This is a genomic window from Thermoflavimicrobium daqui (assembly GCF_003313465.1).
GTDB lineage: Bacteria > Bacillota > Bacilli > Thermoactinomycetales > Thermoactinomycetaceae > Thermoflavimicrobium > Thermoflavimicrobium daqui.
Genome location: NZ_KZ845664.1, coordinates 86,978 through 107,231 on the forward strand (window position 1 = coordinate 86,978; position 20,254 = coordinate 107,231).

Below are 20,254 nucleotides of genomic sequence, written 5' to 3' on the forward strand. Positions count from 1 at the left end.
CTGTTTTTCGGGAAAGGTATATAAAGTCAGGGTTGTTGATTAACTAAACATTGTAAAAGTAAGAAGGGTATTTTTCGGCTAAGAGACCTCTTGGGAGAGGACCGTATTACTTTTTGTAGGATATCGATGGGAGCGTGGCGAAAACATGAGTTTATACTCTCTTTATATTAGGTAAATCAACATGACTAATATAAAGTGTACAAATTTTGTAAGATGAAAAGAGTTGTCTCTTTCCATCTCTGACACGTTATTGTACAATTGTGCTAGCGAAAATGCCGAACCTCATCGATGTCTAGCATAAACAAGCAGCATTGCGTAGTTGGTCGCGCAGGAAAATCAAATTGCAAGGGAGGATAGCGTTGCAATAGATCAAAGGCTTAATATCTTTGATTTGTACGGCAATTTTGTCGGAAGTTACGCCTTAGGAGTGTTGTACCAAACGCGAGTAACGAAAAATAGTGAAAGTGGGCACGATGAATAAGGAAATTGCAACGAATTCACTATGAACTTAGAAGTAAACTCAACATTAGGACCGATTTATGTTACAGATTCTGTCATTGCGAATATCGCCGGGGTTGCGGCAATCGACTGCTATGGGCTAGTTGGAATGGCATCTCGCAATCAACTAAAGGATGGAATTACAGAGCTATTAGGTAGAGAAAATTTGAGCAGAGGAATTGAAGTTAGGCAGGAGAACGGTGAATATATCATTGATATATATATTATTGTGGGCTTTGGTACTAAAATTTCTGAAGTAGCCCATAATGTACAAGCGAAAATTAAATATACCCTTGACCAAATGCTTGGGGTGAAGGTAGATCAAGTCAATATTTTTGTGCAAGGAGTTCGCTTGTTGAATGAAGAGTAAGGAGGAGCACGGTGACACAGCAACAAATCAATGCAACACTTTTTCTGAATATGATGCAGGCAGGAGCGCAAAACTTAAATCGTCGGGTTGAAGAAGTTAACGCGCTGAATGTTTTTCCAGTTCCAGATGGTGATACAGGAACAAATATGAATTTAACTCTATCTTCCGGCGTTGCTGAAATGGAAAAACACGCTACAGCGAATACGGTTGGTGAATTGGCAGGCGCTTTATCAAAAGGTCTGTTGATGGGGGCACGCGGAAACTCAGGTGTCATTTTATCCCAATTATTTCGTGGTTTTGCTAAGGCGATTGATCATAAAGAGGAAATCAATGCCATTCAGCTAGCTGATGCGTTCCAACGGGGTGTAGAGACGGCTTATAAAGCAGTGATAAAGCCGGTTGAGGGGACGATTTTAACTGTAGCTCGAGAGGCTGCTGAAGCAGGAATGCGCCGTTCATGGTATGCAGAAAGTCCAGCAGCGATCTTAGAGATTATTTTAAATGAGGCTCGCCGTTCTCTTGCGCGTACACCTGAATTGTTGCCAGTTTTAAAGCAAGCAGGAGTTGTTGATGCTGGAGGACAAGGGCTTATTTATGTTTATGAAGGAATGTTTCAAGCGCTTACAGGCGAAATAAAAATCGATGAAAAGCCTACTAATAAGCAAGAAGAGATGGATTCGCTAGCTTCAAAAGCTCATCATGCAAATGCTCAATCAAAAATTGATCCTGCTCAAATTGAATATGGTTATTGTACAGAGTTTATGATTCAGCTTCATACAGACAGACGTCCAACAGAAAAATTTGAAGAGACAGCTTTCCGTCAAGCAATGACTCAATTTGGCGATTCTTTACTAGTTGTTGCTGATGACGAATTAGTAAAAGTACATATTCATGCAGAATATCCTGGGGACGCAATGAATTATGCTATGAAGTATGGAGATTTAACCCGAATTAAAATTGAGAATATGCGTGAGCAATATGCAAATGTAACCGAAGGACACGATTATACCCTTTCAGCGGGTACAGAAAAGGAAGTTCCTGCCGAAATAGAACATAAGCGCTATGCTTTGATAGCGGTAGCTGCTGGTACGGGCATTGCGGAAGTATTCCGTAGTATGGGTGTAGATGTGGTAATTGAAGGCGGACAAACGATGAATCCAAGCACAGAAGATATCGTTAAAGCGATGGAACAAATTTCTGCGGACCACGTTTTTATTCTGCCAAATAATAAGAACATTATTTTGACCGCTGAACAAGTAGATGAACTAGTAGAGCCCACAGTAACTGTTATTCCAACGAAAACGATTCCACAAGGGCTAGCTGCTTTGTTATCCTTTAATTCCGAACAGGAGCCAGAAGAAAATAAAAAGCAAATGATTGCAGGTTATCAAGCCGTTCGCTCTGGTGAATGTACATATGCAGTTCGGGATTCTAATATCGGTGGAATTGATATTGAAGCAGGTGACTTCTTGGGAATCCAAGATGGAAAAATTGAAGTGGTTGGAAAAGAAATGCTTGATACAGTTCGTGAGTTATTACGAAAAATGAATGCGGATGAAGCAGATGTAGTTACTGTATTCTATGGCAAAGATGTGACTAAAGCTCAAGTTGAAGAATTCCAAAGTAAATTAGAAGCGGAGTTCCCAGAGGCTGAATGGGAATGGCATGATGGTGGACAACCACTTTACTATTTCCTCTTTTCTGTAGAGTAATGATGTTTGTCTAAAGATAGAGGTAAAGGAGGGGATTCTGCTATGTTCTACCTCTTAGGTAGAGGAAAAGTAGCAGAGTATTGACATGTCTAAAGTGAAGGTTATTACGGATAGTTCCGCAGATATTCCTGAACAGCTGCAAAAAGAATTAGAGATTAGTGTGATTCCATTAAAAGTGCATATGGATGGGAAAAGTTATGGAGTTGAGCTACAAGCAGAAGATTTTTATCAAAGGCTAAAGCAGGCTTCCCAGCTTCCAACAACTTCCCAGTCTTCACCTCATGAACTTTGTGAGGAGTATCGGGAAGCTGCTCGAATGGGTGCGAAGCAAATTTTTTCTATTCATATCTCTTCGATGATGAGTGGTACTTATCAATCTGCTCTGATTGCGAAGGATATGGTGAAAGAAGAAGGAATTGAAGTTACAGTATTTGATTCAAAATCAGTTTCCTATGGTTTGGGTATGCTTGTAGTCGCTGTTGCTCGTGCAGCGCAAGAAGGTAAGTCGATCGAGGAATGCCAAAAGATTGCCGAAAAAGTAAGAGATCATACAGAGCTATTTTTCTTGGTAGATACCTTGGAATATTTACAAAAAGGTGGACGGATTGGAAAAGCTTCTGCACTTTTTGGTTCACTACTTAATATTAAACCGATTTTATCGATTAGCCGTGAAGGTGAAGTTTTTCCGATCGATAAAGTTCGAGGTAAAAATAAAGCGATTGGCCGCTTATTTGAGCTAATGCAACAGAAAGTACCCTCAGGTTCCCCTGTATCGGTAGGGATCATGCATGCAGATAATTTGATAGAAGGCGAAAAGTTATTAAAAAAAGTGGAAGAACTTTATGATGTACGAGAAAAAGTGATCACAACGGTTGGCCCCGTTGTAGGAACCCATGCCGGACCAAAAACAGTGGCAATTGTGCTTATTCCTTTGAAGGACTAATACATTTATTTATTCATTTATTTTGTACGCCTCTTCACTTAGTAAATACCTACGCTGAAAAGGAGGCATTTATGAAATATCGCTCTGTTTTTGATATTATTGGTCCGGTGATGATTGGACCATCCAGTTCACATACTGCTGGGGCAGCTCTCATTGGTCGTACAGCACGGAAAATCTTTGGCCGTAAGCCCCAAAAAGTGGTTATTACTTTATATGGTTCTTTCGCCCAAACATATCGCGGTCATGGGACTGATATCGCCTTGGTAGGAGGCTTACTCGATTTTGAGCCTTCCGATAAACGGATGATAAATTCCTTAACAATCGCCAAACAAATGGGAATGGAAGTTATTTTTAAAGAGTCGGCTGAGCTGACAGATCACCCTAATACAGCTCGTTTATATATCGAAGATGAAGAGTTTAGTGTTGAAGTGGTAGGTATTTCAATCGGTGGCGGTAAAGTGGAAATTACGGAACTCAATGGATTCGAGTTAACATTAACCGGAAGTGCCCCTGTTTTATTGGTGCTGCATAAAGATCAATTTGGTGCTGTAGCTCGTGTGGCTACAGTACTTGCTAAACATGAAATAAATATAGCTTATATGCAAGTGGCTCGTAAGGAAAAAGGAGCCTTAGCACTCATGTCAATTGAAACGGATCAATTCGTTGAGGAAAAAGTGCAAGAGGAAATTAGACAATTGTCGGGGATCGCGAGAGTAACTGTTCTTTAAATAGAAAGTCGCTACATAAGGAAATTTTGACAAGTAGCTAGCCGCCGTAAAAGAAACGGCGGCTTTCTTTGGAAAGGAAGTGAAGAAGAAAGATGAAACTTCAGAGTGTTGCAGAGGTTGTAACGATTGCTGAAGCAGAGGAAAGGAAAATCTCTGAGATCATGATTCAGCAAGAAGTACAAATAAATCGCCCCAATGAGGAAATTTTTGCTGAAATGGCTGATGGTACGCCATCTCATCCGGCAGAGGCAGTTGTAGGTGTGAAAAGTGTGATACCAACGGATGAAGTTATTTCAGCCATGTATAAAATGGGTCAAATGATGCCTGTAGCCCTGAAAGAAACTGCTTTAGGTGGACTTGCTACTACTCCAACTGCTCGTGCTTTTAAACAGAAAATCTTTGGGTTGGAAGCGAAAGACTTATGAATCTTGCAGAGGTCTCTGTCGATGTTTTAACGGGAGTAGGAGAGAGTCGAAAAAAAGAGCTGGAAGGGTTAGGAATTGAATCAATTGCGGATCTGCTTTCATATTTTCCTTATCGTTATGAGGATTATCGTTTAACTGATTTAATCACCGCAGAAAATGAGCAGAGAGTAACTGTTCGGGGGCGTGTTTATACTCAGCCAAGTGTAAGATGGTATGGTAAAAGTAAGTCACGCATGCATATCAAGTTGGATATCAATGGTGTATTTGTAAGTGTGATTTGGTTTAATCAAGCTTTTTTAAAGGATAAAATTCGTTCAGGTCAAACCATTCTTATATCAGGGAAATGGGATCGCCAGCGTTTACAAATTACAGCGGATCGTACGATGATTAGTGAAGAAGAACAGAAGAAATTAATCGGGCAACTTGAACCCATTTACTCCGTAGTAAGTGGTGTAAAAATGAGCTGGCTTCGAAAGCTTATCCACCAGGCTTTTGTGGAGTATGGAAAATATATTCAAGAGAACCTACCTGCTGAGTTATTAAGTCGATACAAGCTATTGCCTCGAGCTAAAGCGATGTATTTTATACATTTTCCGAAAGGACCAGCAGAAAATCATCAGGCCAGAAGGCGAATTGCTTATGAAGAGTTATTCTTATACCAATGTAAATTAATGTGGTTAAGGCGGATTCAACGAACAAAGATAGAAGGAATTGCTCATTCATTCCCGAGCGAAAAGGTAGAGCAATTTATACAAGGTTTAGCTTTTCCGCTAACCGGTGCACAGAAACGTGTCGTTCAGGAAATTTTAGATGATATGAGACAACCTATCCAAATGAATCGACTCGTACAAGGAGATGTAGGATCTGGAAAAACGGTAGTGGCGGCTATCGCTCTTTTTGCTAACTATTTAAGTGGATACCAAGGGGCTCTAATGGTACCTACTGAAATTTTGGCAGATCAGCATACTGCATCATTACAGCAATTACTTGCTCCTTTTCATATACGTGTGACCTCCTTAACGAGTAAGATGGCTGTAAGAAAACGTCGAGAAGCCTTATCTGAAATCGAGTTAGGGTTAGCTCATATTGTAGTAGGCACACATGCATTGATTCAAGAGCCAGTTGTCTATAGAAATTTAGGCCTTGTCATTACGGATGAGCAACATCGTTTTGGTGTGAAGCAAAGAGCAGCTCTTAGAGAAAAAGGTATCTCACCCGATGTATTATTTATGACTGCAACGCCAATTCCCCGGACCCTAGCGATTAGTGCATTTGGTGAGATGGATGTTTCAACCATCGATGAGATGCCTGCAGGTCGCAAACCTATTGATACCTATTGGGTAAAAAAAGAGATGTGGTCAAGAATTATTAGGTTTATAGAGAAAGAATGTCAGAAAGGGCATCAAGCTTATGTTATTTGTCCATTAATTGAAGAGTCGGAAAAACTTGATTTGCAGAATGCCCAAGAGGTATTTGAGCAGTTAACTGTGGAATTAGCTCCTATACGGGTAGGATTGTTACACGGTAGGATGAACTCAGCAGAAAAAGAAGAAGTGATGAATGCCTTTGCCGTAAATGACATCCAAGTTTTGATCTCAACCACAGTTGTTGAAGTGGGAGTCAATGTACCGAATGCTACTTGCATGGTGATTTATGATGCAGATCGTTTTGGACTAGCTCAGTTGCATCAGCTACGTGGACGGGTTGGACGCGGTGAAGGTGCATCGACTTGTATTTTAGTTGCTGATCCGAAATCAGAAGCAGGAATCGAACGGATGAGAGTAATGACAGAGACGACAGATGGATTTGAAATCTCTCAGCGTGATCTGGAGCTAAGGGGACCTGGTGACTTTCTGGGGGTAAAGCAAAGTGGTCTTCCTGACTTTAAAGTGGCAGATATTAGCGAAGATGGAAAAATTCTTGAGGTTGCAAGAAATGATGCAGCCCAAATTGTTTTAAGTGAAGACTTTGTAACCCAAGAAGATTATCGGAGCCTATATGAGTGGCTACAAACTGAAAAACTTGAATCGATGAACTTTGATTAGACACAATGTCCACTTATGATCTTTGGTAGTGAAGAAAGCGGTAAATTTTTATTGGATAAAAGTGGCATGAAGGAAAAACTAGATCAAAATGAAAAAAATAGTATAATGAATAATTGGATCCAGTTATTTTTGGTTCATTTCATAGCGAACAAATCGGTTGACAATCTCCACAAGAAAAAATACCATTTATTGTTAGGCACCCCTATTTGGGGTGTTGCTTTTTATATATAGGGGAGGAAGTATCTTGACTGAGTTGATGCAATATCTTGTCCTATTGCTAATTGGTTTAGTCGGGGCTTTTTTTTCTGGTTTACTTGGAATTGGTGGAGCAATCATTCATTTTCCTCTTTTGTTATATATTCCAAAGTGGCTAGGCATCGGAGAGCTAACACCAAGTGAAGTTGCAACAATCAGTATGTTTCAAGTCTTTTTTGCATCCTTAGCAGGGATATGGTCTTTTTATAAGCAAGGACAGCAAAAACAAACTTTGTTTCATAAGAAATTAATCGTTGTGATGGGAAGTACAGTTCTTTTGGGAAGCTTCATAGGAGCATGGGGATCGAAGTTTCTGTCTAATCAGGTCATTCAGTTGCTTTATGGGATTCTAGCCATTATCGCACTTCTGATGATGTTAGTACCCAATCGACATCCTCCTAAAAGAGCAGGAGAAGAAGTTTCTTTTCATTCATGGCTGGCTGGAAGTGTCTCATTCATCGTCGGAGTTTTCTCAAGTATTGTGGGAGCAGGAGGCAGCTTTATTTTATTGCCTTTTATGTTCAGTATATTAAAAATCCCAGTCCGTATTGCGATGATTTCCTCTTTGGTCATTGTATTGATATCTTCCATTGGAGGTGTGAGTGGAAAGTTGCTTGTAGGGCATATTCCATTTTGGGAAACATGTTTTACTGTCCTAGGCAGCTTATTAGGAGCTCCTCTTGGAACACGTATTAGCACCATGCTACATACCAAATATTTACGGATGGTATTTATTCTATTTATTCTTATCGTTGTTGAGCAGATTTGGAGCCGAATTCTTGGAGCATTTTTTTGAGGTATTTCGATGAACTCTATTATTTTCTAGTGTTATATTAGGTAAGGTAGTATCAGCAGATGCATATACATGATATGTTTAAAATACATAGTATAGTATGAGATCAAATGACAGACCCGGCTTTCCTTTTCCAATTGAATAATCGTAAGGCGAAAAAGGAAATCCACCACATAAGAAAATTTTTTCTACAAGGTAAGGTTTTATTTATGAAGTGGGGGGATCGCTGTGAAAGATGTTTTATACAGAGAGATTGCTGATGGGATTAACCAGACAGTAGGTAGAAAAGCGGTATCTGTAGAGCAATTAAAGAAAATTGTCGATGAAGGTAAGTATATTCGGCAGTCTCAAGGGAGTATGGCTTTATATCAGTTTGCACAAGAAATTCCATATCGATTTTTAACTGAAAGAGAGGCAGAAAAACTAAAGAATTCACCGAATTTTTCTGATCTATCTACCAAAACAATTGAGCTTTTATTGCTAGAACGTGTAATTACTCCATTTGAAGCTAGAATGATGAGACGATATATTTAAAATAGGTTCTTAATAAAAAAGTGGCTCGCGTAATGGACGCGAGCCTATGCTATCTTTCATCGGATGTGAAAGATACGATATGGGAGAGGAGAAACCGGAGGAAGAGCTTATGGGGAAACGTAAGTCTTCTCCGTAGTAAGACAGCTTACTTGCTGCCATTACTATGATTGCCGATATTTTTATTTTTATACATAGAAGAGGGTGTATTTCTAAAGCTAGTAGTATTGACATACCAAATTTAAGTGACGGAAAGAGGTTATGTTTTGGTAGTAGCAAAAAATACACTCTCTAGTTTTTATACTGAATGGTTAATCAATAGTCTTATTCTCCAAGCAAACTTTTTATCTGCCACCTATCGTTTTGGGATGGGCTTTTATTGATTAAACTATTTCGTAACTTTGTCATGGAATATTTTTTAATAAAATTATCTCTTTATGATAGGATAAAAATGTCATCATAAATTGTAGAGGATGTTCATTTATGCGAATTATTGCAGGGACTGCAAAAGGAACACGCTTGAAGATGGTTCCAGGTCAACATGTTCGACCAACAGCAGATCGCGTAAAGGAGTCGCTTTTTTCGGTGTTGGGTCCTTTCTTTGAAGGAGGATGGGCGTTAGATTTATTTGCAGGTACAGGCTCACTAGGTTTAGAAGCATTAAGTCGTGGGATTGAGCACACGATTTTTATCGATCAGTCTCGGACCAGTCTCGATATCGTTCGGAGTAACGTTAAGGCTTGTAAAATGGAGAGTCAAGCTGAATTTTACTGTAAGGATGCGCGGGCTGCACTTCGGGTATTAGAGCAGCGTGGCATTCAATTCCGATTGATTTTTTTGGATCCCCCCTATCAAAAACCATTACTCCTTCCCATTTTAAAACAAATTTCTAAGAGTCAATTACTTGCTGATGAGGGAGTGGTCGTGGCTGAACATCTGTCACGTCAACAACCACCTGCTTGTGTCGATTTACTTACTTCATACCGTCAATTGTCTTATGGAGATACGATGATTACTTTATATCGAAAAGGGAGGCACTCATAGCGTGAAGGTTGCAGTATACCCAGGAAGCTTTGATCCGATTACGTATGGTCATCTAGATATTATCGAACGAAGTGCAAAGATATTCGACCATGTAGTCATTGCTGTACTAATTAACTCAGCAAAGCAACCATTATTTACAGTCGATGAACGTGAACAGATGATCCGAAAAGCGACACAGCACTTAAAAAATATAGAAGTGGATAGCTTTGAAGGCTTATTAGTTGACTATATGCGCAAACGTCAGGCAAAAGTGATTTTAAGAGGATTAAGAGCTATTTCGGATTTTGAATATGAATTACAAATTGCTTCGATTAATAAAAAGTTAAGTGAAGAGGTAGAAACTCTATTTTTAATGACGAATAACCGTCATTCTTTTATTAGTTCCAGTATGGTAAAAGAAGTAGCAAGATATCATGCAGACATAAAGGATTTAGTTCCAGAACATGTTGAACAGGCACTTCTTAACAAATTTAGTCATCATAAAACCCGCTAAAAATAATAAAGATAGCGGGCTTTAACGAATAAAACGTTTGCGAGTATTACGGAGTAAAAATCCGATCCAAAAAATAAGGCATATAATTGTGAAGGATTGTAGAATCTCCTCAAACCCCCAAAGCTGATAAATAGAAGGGTTCGCAAAAGTAGGAAGATCATGTGGGAGTCGCGAAAGATACGGTTTAAGCGGATCCCATATCAGTAATGTGATGATCCCTGCTAAAAGGCCATGAAGAATACGTGCAAAAAAGTAAGGTAAGTAGCGGATATCAGTACGACTTAAAATACTAGCAATTTGTGCTTGAATGGAGAGTCCATTCCAGCCAAAAAATAAACTAACAATGACCAATTGGTATACCAATGGGATGTGTGAAGGGCTCTCGCTAACCATTTGTGATCCGATCGTAATCTCAAAAACCCCAGCAAGAAAGGGGACAGATAGTTGATAAGGAAGTTGTAACCAAGTAAATAGATGAGCAACTGCATCTGATATGAAATGAAGTAACCCAATATGATTCATCAGATAAACAAGCACTGAGAACATCATGATAAATCCGCCGATTAATAGCAAGGTTTGTACAGCTGATGTAACAGATTCTCCTAGTAGTTGACCGAGAGGTCGTCCATCTTTGACTCGGGCACGATGCATTTCTTTGAGAGCACGAACGATCAGAAACTCGGACTTTTCTTTTTGGGTGGGTGTAGGTGGTGCTTGTGATTCATGAAAACGCATCAGTAATCCTACGAGTATACTACTCCCATAGTGAGCAAGTGCTAAGACCAGCCCGACAGAAGTGCTTTCAAAAAAGCCAACTCCTACAGCACCAAAAATAAATAAGGGACCTGTTGTACTTGTAAATGAAACAAGGCGTTCTCCTTCTGCTCGGCTAATTAGTTTTTGTTCCCTCAAACGCGCGGTTAACTTTGCTCCCATGGGGTTACCTGAAATTAATCCTACAACCATGACAAAAGCACCCACACCTGGTACGCGAAATACCGGACGCATAAAAGGCTCAAGCAGAATGCCGATAAAATGAACAACTCCAAAGCTCATCATAACTTCGGCAACGATAAAAAATGGAAGCAAGGCCGGAAACACGACTTCCCACCAAATTCTTAAGCCACGTAATGATGAAAGAAAGGCTTGTTCAGGATACATAATTAAAATGGCTCCTAAAAATAGCGCAGTGAAAGCCAGAACAATCGATTGCAAACGGCGATGGAGAAGGCGTGGAACCATACTCATTCTCCTCTCACGGACAGAGCATGTTGCATGAATTGATCAAGAAAACATGTAACGCTTAAAGTGAATCGTTTTGTGTAGAGTTTAAAAACGATCAGTGGTTGATTATAAATAGAGCAACCTCGGACAAATAAAAGGTCATTAACATGTCTACGTACTTAGAGGCTTGTTTATACCTATTTCAGTGAATCTTAAAAAGATTTGAAGGTGAAGTGTGATTGAATAGGCCAAAGATTGGACTCGCTTTAGGCTCAGGATCTGCTCGAGGATTAGCCCATATTGGTGTATTAAAAGTACTAAAACAGGCAGGAGTCCCCATTGACTTTGTCGCAGGAAGTAGTATGGGGGGCTTTATTGGAGTTTTATTTGCAAATGGGATCGATCCAGAAATGATGGAAAATTTAGCGATCCATTTAAAGCGTAAGCACTTGTTAGATTTAACTGTTCCTGGGTTTGGATTTATATCGGGAGATAAGATTAAAGATCTGATTTATTTATTAACTCACCGGAAAAATCTGGAGCAGCTAAAAATACCGACAGCAGTTGTAGCTACTGATTTACTAACAGGCGAAAAAGTGGTTTTCAAAAGTGGTTCAGTAGCAGATGCTGTTCGCGCAAGTATATCGATCCCAGGTGTATTTACCCCTGTAATTAATGAGAGGCAAATTTTGGTAGATGGTGGTGTCGTCGATCGTGTTCCTATTTCAACCGTTCGAGAAATGGGGGCAGATATTGTCATTGCTGTTGATGTACTTCCACAAATAAATCAACCTGCTCGGATAAAAAATATAGTTGATGTCATTATGCAATCATTGGAGATTATGGAAAGGAGAATTTTTGATCAACAATTATTATCTGCTGATGTGCTCATTCAACCTGATGTTTCCGAAATTAGCCCTGCTTCATTTAATCGTGTTGAAGAATGTGTACAAAAAGGAGAAGAAGCAGCAAAAGCAGAGTTGGAGAAAATTCGCAAATTGATCTGGTAAGGATGCAAGGAGAGAAGAACTTGAAAAAAACAAAACAACTAGTCATATTCGGCATTTGTATAGGCTTAATTCTGGTTGGGGTGGTACTTGCTTTTTTTACCCCTGTTTCTTATTTTGCTATGTTTCCTGGAGACGCAATTGATACGCATCAATATGTAAAAGTGGCGACAAAACAACCTAATGAGAAAGGAAAATTCTTATTAACCACTGTGTCGTTAAAAAGAGCAAGTGTCCTTGACTATCTCTTTTCATTTACTTCACATGAAATGAAACTGGTCCCAGAATCAGACATTAAAAGCCAAGATGAGTCTGATAAAGAATATGAACGAAGACAAGAAGAAAATATGCGTGAATCACAAAATCACGCTATTATTTCAGCCTATCATCAAGCAAAAAAGCCGATTAAGGTTGAACATGTTGGTATAGAGGTGTTTGAGTTAACCCAAAATGCCAAAAGTGGATTGAAGGAAGGAGATTTAATTCAGGAGCTTGATCATCAAAGTATGAAAGAAAGTGTGAAGTTGCTTCAGTATTTACAAAATAAAAAAGCAGGTGAGCAAGTTGAAGTGAAATTTACCAGAAAAAATAAGCCAATGATACGAAAGATAAAGTTGGTTTCCTTACCTGTCCCCAAAGGGCAAAAGCCTAGAGCAGGTTTGGGTATTGTTCCAGTTGATCGGGTAAAAGTTACTTCAGATCCACCTGCAAGGATTAAAACGGAAGAAATTGGTGGGCCTTCCGCAGGTCTTATGTTTTCATTAGAAGTAATGGATCAGTTGTTACCAGAGGATTTAACACGTGGATATACGGTAGCGGGAACCGGAACTATTAATGAAAAAGGTGAAGTAGGACAGATTGGAGGCATTGAGTTTAAAGTGATTGCCGCAGATAGGAAAGGTGCTCAAATTTTCTTTTGCCCTAAAGACCAGCAATCGGGAGATAATAATGAAAAAATAGCGAAAGAAATGGCAAAGAGAATTAATACAAAGATGAAAATAGTTCCAGTATCGACCCTGTCAGAAGCCGTACAATATTTACGTAAACAGCCAACAATTGCACTTGCTACAAAAAGATCCGTTGCTTAGACGAAGGGGAACATAGGAGTCGCTGTCAATGAAAAAACCTTGACAGGAATGAGAAGATTGACATATAATATCCCTGTTTTCATACAAGGAGTGGAATCATGCAAATTTCCCTGCAAAAATTAAAACAGGATCAACCTTTCATAATCACAGAGTCGATATCATTAGATATTCGTAATGAAGTTGCTGGATTAAAGGGATTAGATCCGGTTCAGGTGACGGTCCAATTAGAGAAGCAGGATGCTCATCTTTTTTTAGTACAAGCACATGAGCAAACCAAAGCAACATTAACCTGTTCACGTTGTTTGACCGAGCTAGTGCTTCCAATCGAGGCGGATTGGGCAGAGTTATTTACAGATGTAGAATATATGGCTAGAGAAACAGATGATCAGGAGGTTTTTCTGATCAAAGAACAAACCATTGATTTGCTTCCGTTTATTCGTGAAGCCTTGCTACTGCAAATCCCATTAGCTCCAATTTGTCGTGAGGATTGCAAAGGTATTTGTCCTCAGTGTGGAGTTGATAAAAATATCGAAGATTGTGGTTGTGATACCACAAGGATTGATCCACGTTTAGCTAAGTTGCAGGAATTACTGAAGAGAAACGAATGACTAGCGGACTTCTCACGTTCTTAAATTTGTTGTATAATGGGCAAAGTTGCCTTTCCTTAGGAATTTGGCAGGGGGGTGAAAGAAAATGGCAGTACCTTTTAGACGTACTTCAAAAACACGTAAACGTAAACGTCGTACTCACTACAAACTAAATGCTCCTGGTGTGGTAAGCTGCCCACAATGCGGTGCACCTAAGCTTGCGCATCGTGTATGTAAAGAGTGTGGTTACTACAAAGGCGTTGAAGTTGAAGGAGTTGCAAATGTATAATCCTTCATAAAGCAAGGGTCGGCTCAATTTGAGTCGACTTTTATTTTTTCTATTGTCAAAAGGATTTTTTTTTTATATACTCTTAATTAGTACTTGGTACTAAAATGTGGTATTAAGAGGGGGTAACTCCGCTGTGCGTTTATCTAAAAAAGAAAGACAAAAAAAATTAACCCAAGCATTAGAAGAAGATCCTTTTTTAACTGATGAACAGATGGCCAGATTATGCCAAGTCAGTATTCAAACTATTCGACTCGATCGAATGGAGCTAGGCATACCAGAACTAAGAGAACGAATGAAGCACATGGCGGAGAAAAACTTTGATCGAGTTCGATCGCTTTCACCGAAAGAAATTATTGGTGAAGTGGTCGATTTACAATTAGATCATAGCGGGATATCGATTTTAGAGATCACTGAAGAGCATGTTTTTGAGCGGAATGGAATTGCACGTGGACATTATATCTTTGCTCAAGCAAACTCGTTAGCGATTGGGTTAGTGGACTCGGAAATTGCTCTAACAGCCAATGCTCAGATTCGCTTTGTTCGTCCTGTCTATTTATCCGAAAAATGTGTTGCTTATGCGAAAGTTTTAGATAATGAAAATTCTTCCCGAACCAAAATTGAAGTGAAGATCAAAGTAAATAATGAGCTAGTATTTCATGGTATATTTGATGTGTATCGAGCATTGGAAACACGAGTGGCTAAGGAGGAGTCCTAATGCGAATTGCCTTTGATTTACACGGTGGAGATTATGCCCCTCATTCGGTAATTGAAGGTGTTTCGATTGCTGCTAAAAATTGGAGAGATACGACATTCGTTTTAATAGGACAAGACCCAGATCTTGTACCACCAGGATTGGATCATATTGAATTTCATCAAGTGACAGAGCATATCGATCCTGATGATGAACCTGTCCGATCTGTTCGCCGAAAAAAAGATTCCAGTATCGTTGTTGGTTGTCAGATGGTGAAAAATAAGGAAGTGGATGCTTTTATCAGTGCTGGAAATACAGGCGCACTCATGGCAGCAGGGCTCTTTTATACGGGTCGAATAAAAGGGATTGAGCGTCCAGCTCTAGCTCCTGTCTTTCCAACACTGTCTGGTAAAGGCATCCTCGTTTTAGATGTGGGAGCAAATCCTGAAGCTAAGCCAGAACATCTTCGTCAGTATGCAATTATGGGAAGCATATACGCCAGCAAGGTTCTTGGCTTTGAAGAACCAAGAGTAGGGTTATTAAATATAGGAACCGAGACAGGAAAAGGAATTCAACTAACCAAAGAAGCCTTTAAACTATTAGAAAAGGAGTCGTCGATTCGTTTTATAGGAAATACGGAAGCAAGAGATGTATTATATGGTCCTTGTGAAGTGTTAGTATGTGACGGATTTAGTGGGAACATCTTGCTGAAGAATGCAGAAGGAGTAGCCAAGGCGATCTTTGAAAAACTAAAGAGTGAATTTACACGCACATGGATTAATAAATTGGCAGCATTGATTTTATCACCAGGACTAAAGCGTTTTAAAAAAGAAATGGACTATAAAGAGCATGGTGGAGCTCCTTTGTTGGGGTTAGCAGGACCTATAATCAAGGCACATGGCTCTTCAGATGCGAAAGCTATTTTTAATGCAGCACGTCAAGCGCGCTTATTTGTCACACAACAAGTGACAGAGCAAATGAAGCAAGAGTTTGCTAAAACGAAGGAGTGAATAATGCGATGAATTCTGTAGGTATTTTAGGAACAGGTGCTTATTTACCAGAAAAGGTGTTAACTAACGCTGATTTGGAAAAATTGGTAGATACAAGCGATGAATGGATTGTCTCACGTACTGGAATTAAAGAAAGACGAATTGCAGCACCTGATGAAGCTTCTTCTGACCTAGCTGTAAAAGCAGCTGAACAAGCATTACGTCGAGCAGGGATCGGTGCAGAAGAGATTGATCTAATTATAGTTGCAACAGTAACTCCAGATATGTCTTTTCCAGCCACATCTTGCTTGGTACAAAATCGCTTAGGAGCTAAGAAAGCAGCAACCTTTGACCTTTCGGCTGCGTGCACTGGTTTTTTATATGGAATAAGTACAGCGGCGCAGTTCATTACAACAGGTGTCTATCGCTATGCACTTGTTATCGGCGTAGAGTGTTTGTCTCGTATCGTCGATTGGTCTGATCGTTCTACTTGTATTTTATTTGGAGATGGTGCTGGTGCAGTTGTACTAGGACCTGTTGAAGATGGTTATGGATTTCAATCCTATGAGCTTCGTGGGGATGGTTCTGGTGGCGATCTGTTAAAACTAACAGCAGGTGGTTCGCGTTTACCAGCAACAGAAGAAACAGTTCAATCGCGTTTACATACGTTATCGATGGAAGGCCGTGAAGTATTTAAGTTTGCAGTTCGAGTAATCGGTAGTGCTACAGATGAAGCGCTTAAAAAAGCGGGTTTAACTAAAGAAGATATTGATTTTCTCATCCCTCATCAAGCGAATATCCGCATTATTGAATCGGCAATTAAACGATTTGGTCTAAGTGAGGAGAAGGTGATTGTAAACGTAGATCGTTATGGTAATATGTCTTCTGCATCGATTCCTGTAGCTCTTCATGAAGCTGTGGAACAGAAAAGATTGCACAAAGATGACACAATTGTGCTATGTGGTTTTGGGGCAGGCCTAACTTGGGGTGCTACTGTATTAAAATGGTCCCTAGAGTAAGGAGGAGAATATATGGGTAAATTGGCTTTTATCTTCCCAGGCCAAGGGTCACAAAAAGTAGGGATGGGTCGAGAAATTGCAGAGACGAATGAGCTCTCTAAGCAAATATTTGTAGAAGCGGATCGTGTGCTGGGTTATGAACTTTCCAAGCTTTGTTTTGATGGGCCAGAAGAAGAGCTACGCTTAACATACCATACACAGCCTGCTATCTTAACAACCAGTATTGCTTTGTATCAAGCTTTCCAAGAAGCGGGTATTACACCAGATTATGTAGCAGGACATAGTTTGGGAGAGTACTCCGCTCTTGTAGCTGCTAAAGCCATCTCCTTTTCAGAAGCAGTTTCAATCGTACATAAGCGTGGAACATATATGGATCAAGCTGTCCCTGCAGGAGTTGGTGCCATGTCGGCTATTTTACATTTGGATCGAGACAAATTGAACCGAGTGTGTCAAGAAGTAAGTAAGTCAGACTTTGTGGTTGAACCTGCAAACTTTAATTCTCCTGGCCAGATTGCCATTTCTGGACATGCTGAAGCAGTAAAGGTTGCTGGAGAGAAAGCTTTAGAAGCTGGTGCCAAAAAAGTAGTCCCATTATCGGTTAGTGGACCTTTCCATTCTTCTCTGATGAAACCAGCAGCCGATCGATTAGAGGAAGCTTTGGAACAGGTAACCATTCATGATGCACAGGTTCCAGTTGTTGCCAATGTTACTGCACGACCTGTTCAATCGGCGAGAGAAATTCGTCAGCTCTTAATCGATCAGGTGGCTTCACCCGTTTTATGGGAAGATAGTATCCGATTTATGGTGGATCAAGGTGTAGATACATTTGTGGAGATCGGGGAAGGCAAAGTTTTAAGCAGTTTAGTTAAAAAGATTCATCGAAAAGCACGCGTTCTTTCAGTACAAAATCCAGACACACTGGAGCAGACGATCGAATCACTCCAATCAAAATAATGGATAAATGGAGGAAACCATCCATGTTAAAAGAAAAAGTAGCTGTGGTTACAGGCGGTTCACGTGGAATTGGACGATCCATTGCTATTAATCTAGCCCATGCTGGTGCTGATGTCGTCATCTTTTATGCTGGAAACCAGCAAGCAGCTGAGGAAACACTACAACAAATTCAAGAAACAGGTCAAAAAGGGTTGGCTCTTAAGGTAGATGTTTCAGATAGTGAGCAAGTGAATGCAGCTTTTAAAGAAGTTGTGTCTACTTTTGGACGGATTGATATTTTAGTGAATAATGCAGGAATCACACGTGATAATCTCCTTATACGAATTAAAGAGGATGATTGGGATCAAGTGATTGATACAAATCTTAAAGGTGTCTTCTTATGCACGAAAGCAGTAAGTCGTCCCATGATGAAACAAAGAAGTGGACGAATCATTAATATTAGTTCCGTAGTAGGATTGACTGGAGGTGTTGGTCAAGCTAATTATTCGGCAGCCAAAGCTGGAATTCTAGGTCTAACCAAATCGACCGCTAAAGAACTAGCGAGTCGCGGAATTACTGTTAATGCAGTAGCTCCTGGGTTTATCGTAACGGATATGACAGATGTACTTCCAGAAGAAGTAAAAAAAGAAGCACTGGATCGAATTCCACTCAATCGCTTTGGAAGTGCAGAAGATGTTGCAGAACTTGTCAAGTTTTTAGCAAGCGATGCTGCTAGCTACATTACAGGCCAAACGATTCAAGTAGATGGTGGTCTTGTTAACTCTTAATTTGAACTCTTTAAAAATAGCAAATTACTATTTGTTGCATGCGTAATTATATTGTGATATGTAGATTATATTACTTTAATTATGCAGAAAACCTTGAGTTCTAGGAGAGTAACTTTTCTTGAGGATAACATGGTACAATCTATTTTCATTTAGCTACCAAATAAGTAAAAAAGATGCAATGGTTTTTTCACTTGTGTATACTACATAAGGGAGGTGAAATGAGATGGCAGAAACCACTTTTGAGCGTGTGAAAGGTATCATCGTAGAGCATCTCGACGTTGATAAAGAAGCAGTAACGCTTGATGCGTCTGTAAAAGATGACTTAGGTGCTGATTCTCTTGATGTAGTAGATTTAATTTTGCAATTCGAAGATGAGTTCGGCGTTGAAATCGCTGATGAAGAGGCTGAGAAAATCTCTACTGTTGGAGATATCGTAAATTATATTGAAAATAACTTGTAAATACTTAAATAAAGTCCCGCTCATACGGGACTTTATCCTACTTCATGCTCCGAGATGGATAGTAGTTTGGAGAGGCAGGAGATTAACATGACAAAAAATCGGGTCGTTATTACAGGGCTTGGCGTAATTACCCCGATCGGTAATAATGTATCTACCTTTTGGAATCATTTAATTTCTGGTAAATCCGGTGTAGGGCAAATTACAGCATTTGATACAACTGATTTTCCTGTTCGTATTGCCGCAGAGGTAACCGATTTTGATCCCCTCAATTACATTGAAAAAAAAGAAGCAAGAAAAATGGATCGCAACGTTCAATTCGCAGTGGCTGCAGCACAACAAGCGATTAAAGATGCAGGCCTAGAATTGAACCAGATTGATCCGGAACGGTTTGGAGTTTATATTGGTTCAGGAATCGGTGGTTTAAATACTTATGAAGAACAATTTAAAGTCTTACTAAATCGTGGGCCCAGACGAGTAAGTCCTTTTACGATACCAATGATGATAACCAATATGGCTGCTGGACAAGTTTCCATTCGTTTTGGTGCTAAAGGTCCCAATAGTACGTCCGTGACAGCCTGTGCATCTGGAACCCATTGTATTGGCGATGCTTTCCGATTATTGAAGTATGGTGACGCAGACGTTATGCTGGCAGGTGGTACAGAAGCAACGATTACTCCATTTGCTTTTGCTGGTTTTTCTTCGATGGGAGCACTGTCCACTCAAAATGATAACCCAACGAAGGCAAGTCGCCCATTTGACCGGGAACGTGATGGTTTTGTGATGGGAGAAGGTGCTGGAGTTTTGGTTTTAGAAACTTTAGATCATGCTTTAAAACGTGGTGCAAATATTATTGCTGAGATTGCCGGTTATGGTATGACAGCGGATGCATATCACCTAACTAGCCCAGATCCAACTGGAGATGGTCCAGCTCGTAGTATGAAAAAAGCTTATGAGGAAGCAGGACTGAATGCAACCGATGTTGATTATATTAACGCACATGGAACTTCAACACAGCTTAATGAAAAATATGAAACTCTTGCTATCAAAAGAGCATTTGGTGAACATGCATATCAGTTAGCTGTAAGCTCGAATAAGTCGATGATCGGCCATTTATTGGGTGCTGCTGGAGGAGTAGAGGCTGTAGCTACTGCTTTAACTTTAAAGCACCAAATTATTCCACCAACCATTAACTATGAAAATCCTGATCCAGACTGTGATTTAGATTATGTACCAAATGAAGCGCGTAAAGCATGTGTAAGGACAGCTATCTCCAATTCACTCGGATTTGGTGGGCACAATGCGAGTATTCTACTGAAAGCATATGAGGAAGTGTCACAATAGG

General features: G+C 39.8%; 21 protein-coding genes and 1 pseudogene. 21 read left to right on the plus strand and 1 reads right to left on the minus strand.

Annotation, left to right across the window (positions count from 1 at the left end):
- The first annotated feature begins 502 nt into the window (after positions 1–502).
- The 10 genes and pseudogenes from DL897_RS03775 (at position 503) to coaD (ending at position 9,837) form a co-directional block, all read left to right on the plus strand.
- Positions 503–868: an Asp23/Gls24 family envelope stress response protein gene (locus tag DL897_RS03775; protein ID WP_113657815.1), complete on the plus strand. Its 366-nt coding sequence runs from the start codon at positions 503–505 to the stop codon at positions 866–868.
- Positions 869–879: 11 nt separating this feature from the next.
- A complete protein-coding gene (locus DL897_RS03780; protein WP_240627257.1) occupies positions 880–2,580 on the plus strand; it encodes a DAK2 domain-containing protein in 1,701 nt (566 codons plus the stop codon).
- An 85-nt stretch (positions 2,581–2,665) separates the two neighbouring features.
- Complete coding sequence (locus DL897_RS03785) at positions 2,666–3,523, plus strand: DegV family protein (RefSeq protein ID WP_113657816.1); 858 nt, start codon at positions 2,666–2,668, stop codon at positions 3,521–3,523.
- Positions 3,524–3,594: 71 nt separating this feature from the next.
- Positions 3,595–4,251: an L-serine ammonia-lyase, iron-sulfur-dependent subunit beta gene (gene sdaAB, locus DL897_RS03790; RefSeq protein WP_113657817.1), complete on the plus strand. Its 657-nt coding sequence runs from the start codon at positions 3,595–3,597 to the stop codon at positions 4,249–4,251.
- 248 nt (positions 4,252–4,499) lie between these two features.
- Positions 4,500–4,676, plus strand: a pseudogene (locus tag DL897_RS18585) (L-serine ammonia-lyase, iron-sulfur-dependent, subunit alpha); the annotation flags it as partial.
- The gene (gene recG, locus DL897_RS03800; protein ID WP_113657819.1) at positions 4,673–6,721 is read left to right on the plus strand and encodes an ATP-dependent DNA helicase RecG; all 2,049 of its coding nucleotides are present in this window, start codon (positions 4,673–4,675) and stop codon (positions 6,719–6,721) included. The pseudogene DL897_RS18585 and the gene recG, both read left to right, overlap by 4 nt.
- Positions 6,722–6,965: 244 nt before the next feature.
- Complete coding sequence (locus DL897_RS03810) at positions 6,966–7,772, plus strand: sulfite exporter TauE/SafE family protein (protein WP_240627258.1); 807 nt, start codon at positions 6,966–6,968, stop codon at positions 7,770–7,772.
- A 225-nt stretch (positions 7,773–7,997) separates the two neighbouring features.
- Entirely contained in the window at positions 7,998–8,303 is a 306-nt protein-coding gene (locus tag DL897_RS03815) for a hypothetical protein (RefSeq protein WP_113657821.1), read from the plus strand.
- A gap of 456 nt (positions 8,304–8,759) precedes the next feature.
- Positions 8,760–9,344, plus strand: a complete 585-nt coding sequence (gene rsmD / locus DL897_RS03820) for a 16S rRNA (guanine(966)-N(2))-methyltransferase RsmD (RefSeq protein ID WP_276308557.1) — start codon at positions 8,760–8,762, stop codon at positions 9,342–9,344.
- 1 nt (position 9,345) lies between these two features.
- Positions 9,346–9,837, plus strand: coding sequence for a pantetheine-phosphate adenylyltransferase (gene coaD, locus DL897_RS03825; RefSeq protein ID WP_113657823.1), 492 nt, complete (start codon positions 9,346–9,348; stop codon positions 9,835–9,837).
- A 21-nt stretch (positions 9,838–9,858) separates the two neighbouring features.
- Here coaD and ylbJ read toward each other — a convergent pair whose 3' ends face one another.
- Positions 9,859–11,079, minus strand: a complete 1,221-nt coding sequence (gene ylbJ / locus DL897_RS03830) for a sporulation integral membrane protein YlbJ (RefSeq protein WP_168188630.1) — start codon at positions 11,077–11,079, stop codon at positions 9,859–9,861.
- A gap of 221 nt (positions 11,080–11,300) precedes the next feature.
- On the opposite strand from ylbJ, the gene DL897_RS03835 reads away from it, so the two are divergent.
- The 11 genes from DL897_RS03835 to fabF all read left to right on the plus strand — a co-directional run bounded on the left by DL897_RS03835 (position 11,301) and on the right by fabF (position 20,253).
- Positions 11,301–12,071 (plus strand): patatin-like phospholipase family protein, encoded by a 771-nt coding sequence (locus DL897_RS03835; RefSeq protein ID WP_113658156.1) that lies wholly within the window; start codon positions 11,301–11,303, stop codon positions 12,069–12,071.
- A gap of 20 nt (positions 12,072–12,091) precedes the next feature.
- Positions 12,092–13,156, plus strand: a complete 1,065-nt coding sequence (locus DL897_RS03840) for a SepM family pheromone-processing serine protease (protein ID WP_168188631.1) — start codon at positions 12,092–12,094, stop codon at positions 13,154–13,156.
- 98 nt (positions 13,157–13,254) lie between these two features.
- On the plus strand, positions 13,255–13,764 hold the full coding sequence (locus tag DL897_RS03845) for a YceD family protein (RefSeq protein ID WP_113657826.1): 510 nt from the start codon (positions 13,255–13,257) through the stop codon (positions 13,762–13,764).
- 85 nt (positions 13,765–13,849) lie between these two features.
- Positions 13,850–14,032: a 50S ribosomal protein L32 gene (rpmF, locus tag DL897_RS03850; protein WP_113657827.1), complete on the plus strand. Its 183-nt coding sequence runs from the start codon at positions 13,850–13,852 to the stop codon at positions 14,030–14,032.
- A 133-nt stretch (positions 14,033–14,165) separates the two neighbouring features.
- Positions 14,166–14,747 (plus strand): transcription factor FapR, encoded by a 582-nt coding sequence (gene fapR / locus DL897_RS03855; protein ID WP_240627259.1) that lies wholly within the window; start codon positions 14,166–14,168, stop codon positions 14,745–14,747.
- A complete protein-coding gene (plsX, locus tag DL897_RS03860; protein ID WP_113657829.1) occupies positions 14,747–15,733 on the plus strand; it encodes a phosphate acyltransferase PlsX in 987 nt (328 codons plus the stop codon). Before fapR ends, plsX begins: the two co-directional genes overlap by 1 nt.
- Positions 15,734–15,741: 8 nt before the next feature.
- Positions 15,742–16,731, plus strand: coding sequence for a beta-ketoacyl-ACP synthase III (locus tag DL897_RS03865; protein WP_113657830.1), 990 nt, complete (start codon positions 15,742–15,744; stop codon positions 16,729–16,731).
- Positions 16,732–16,743: 12 nt separating this feature from the next.
- Positions 16,744–17,685 (plus strand): ACP S-malonyltransferase, encoded by a 942-nt coding sequence (fabD, locus tag DL897_RS03870; protein ID WP_113657831.1) that lies wholly within the window; start codon positions 16,744–16,746, stop codon positions 17,683–17,685.
- Between the two features lie 23 nt (positions 17,686–17,708).
- Positions 17,709–18,452, plus strand: coding sequence for a 3-oxoacyl-[acyl-carrier-protein] reductase (gene fabG, locus DL897_RS03875; RefSeq protein WP_113657832.1), 744 nt, complete (start codon positions 17,709–17,711; stop codon positions 18,450–18,452).
- Between the two features lie 223 nt (positions 18,453–18,675).
- On the plus strand, positions 18,676–18,912 hold the full coding sequence (locus DL897_RS03880) for an acyl carrier protein (RefSeq protein ID WP_113657833.1): 237 nt from the start codon (positions 18,676–18,678) through the stop codon (positions 18,910–18,912).
- Positions 18,913–18,999: 87 nt separating this feature from the next.
- The gene (gene fabF / locus DL897_RS03885; RefSeq protein ID WP_113657834.1) at positions 19,000–20,253 is read left to right on the plus strand and encodes a beta-ketoacyl-ACP synthase II; all 1,254 of its coding nucleotides are present in this window, start codon (positions 19,000–19,002) and stop codon (positions 20,251–20,253) included.
- Position 20,254: the final 1 nt, after the last annotated feature.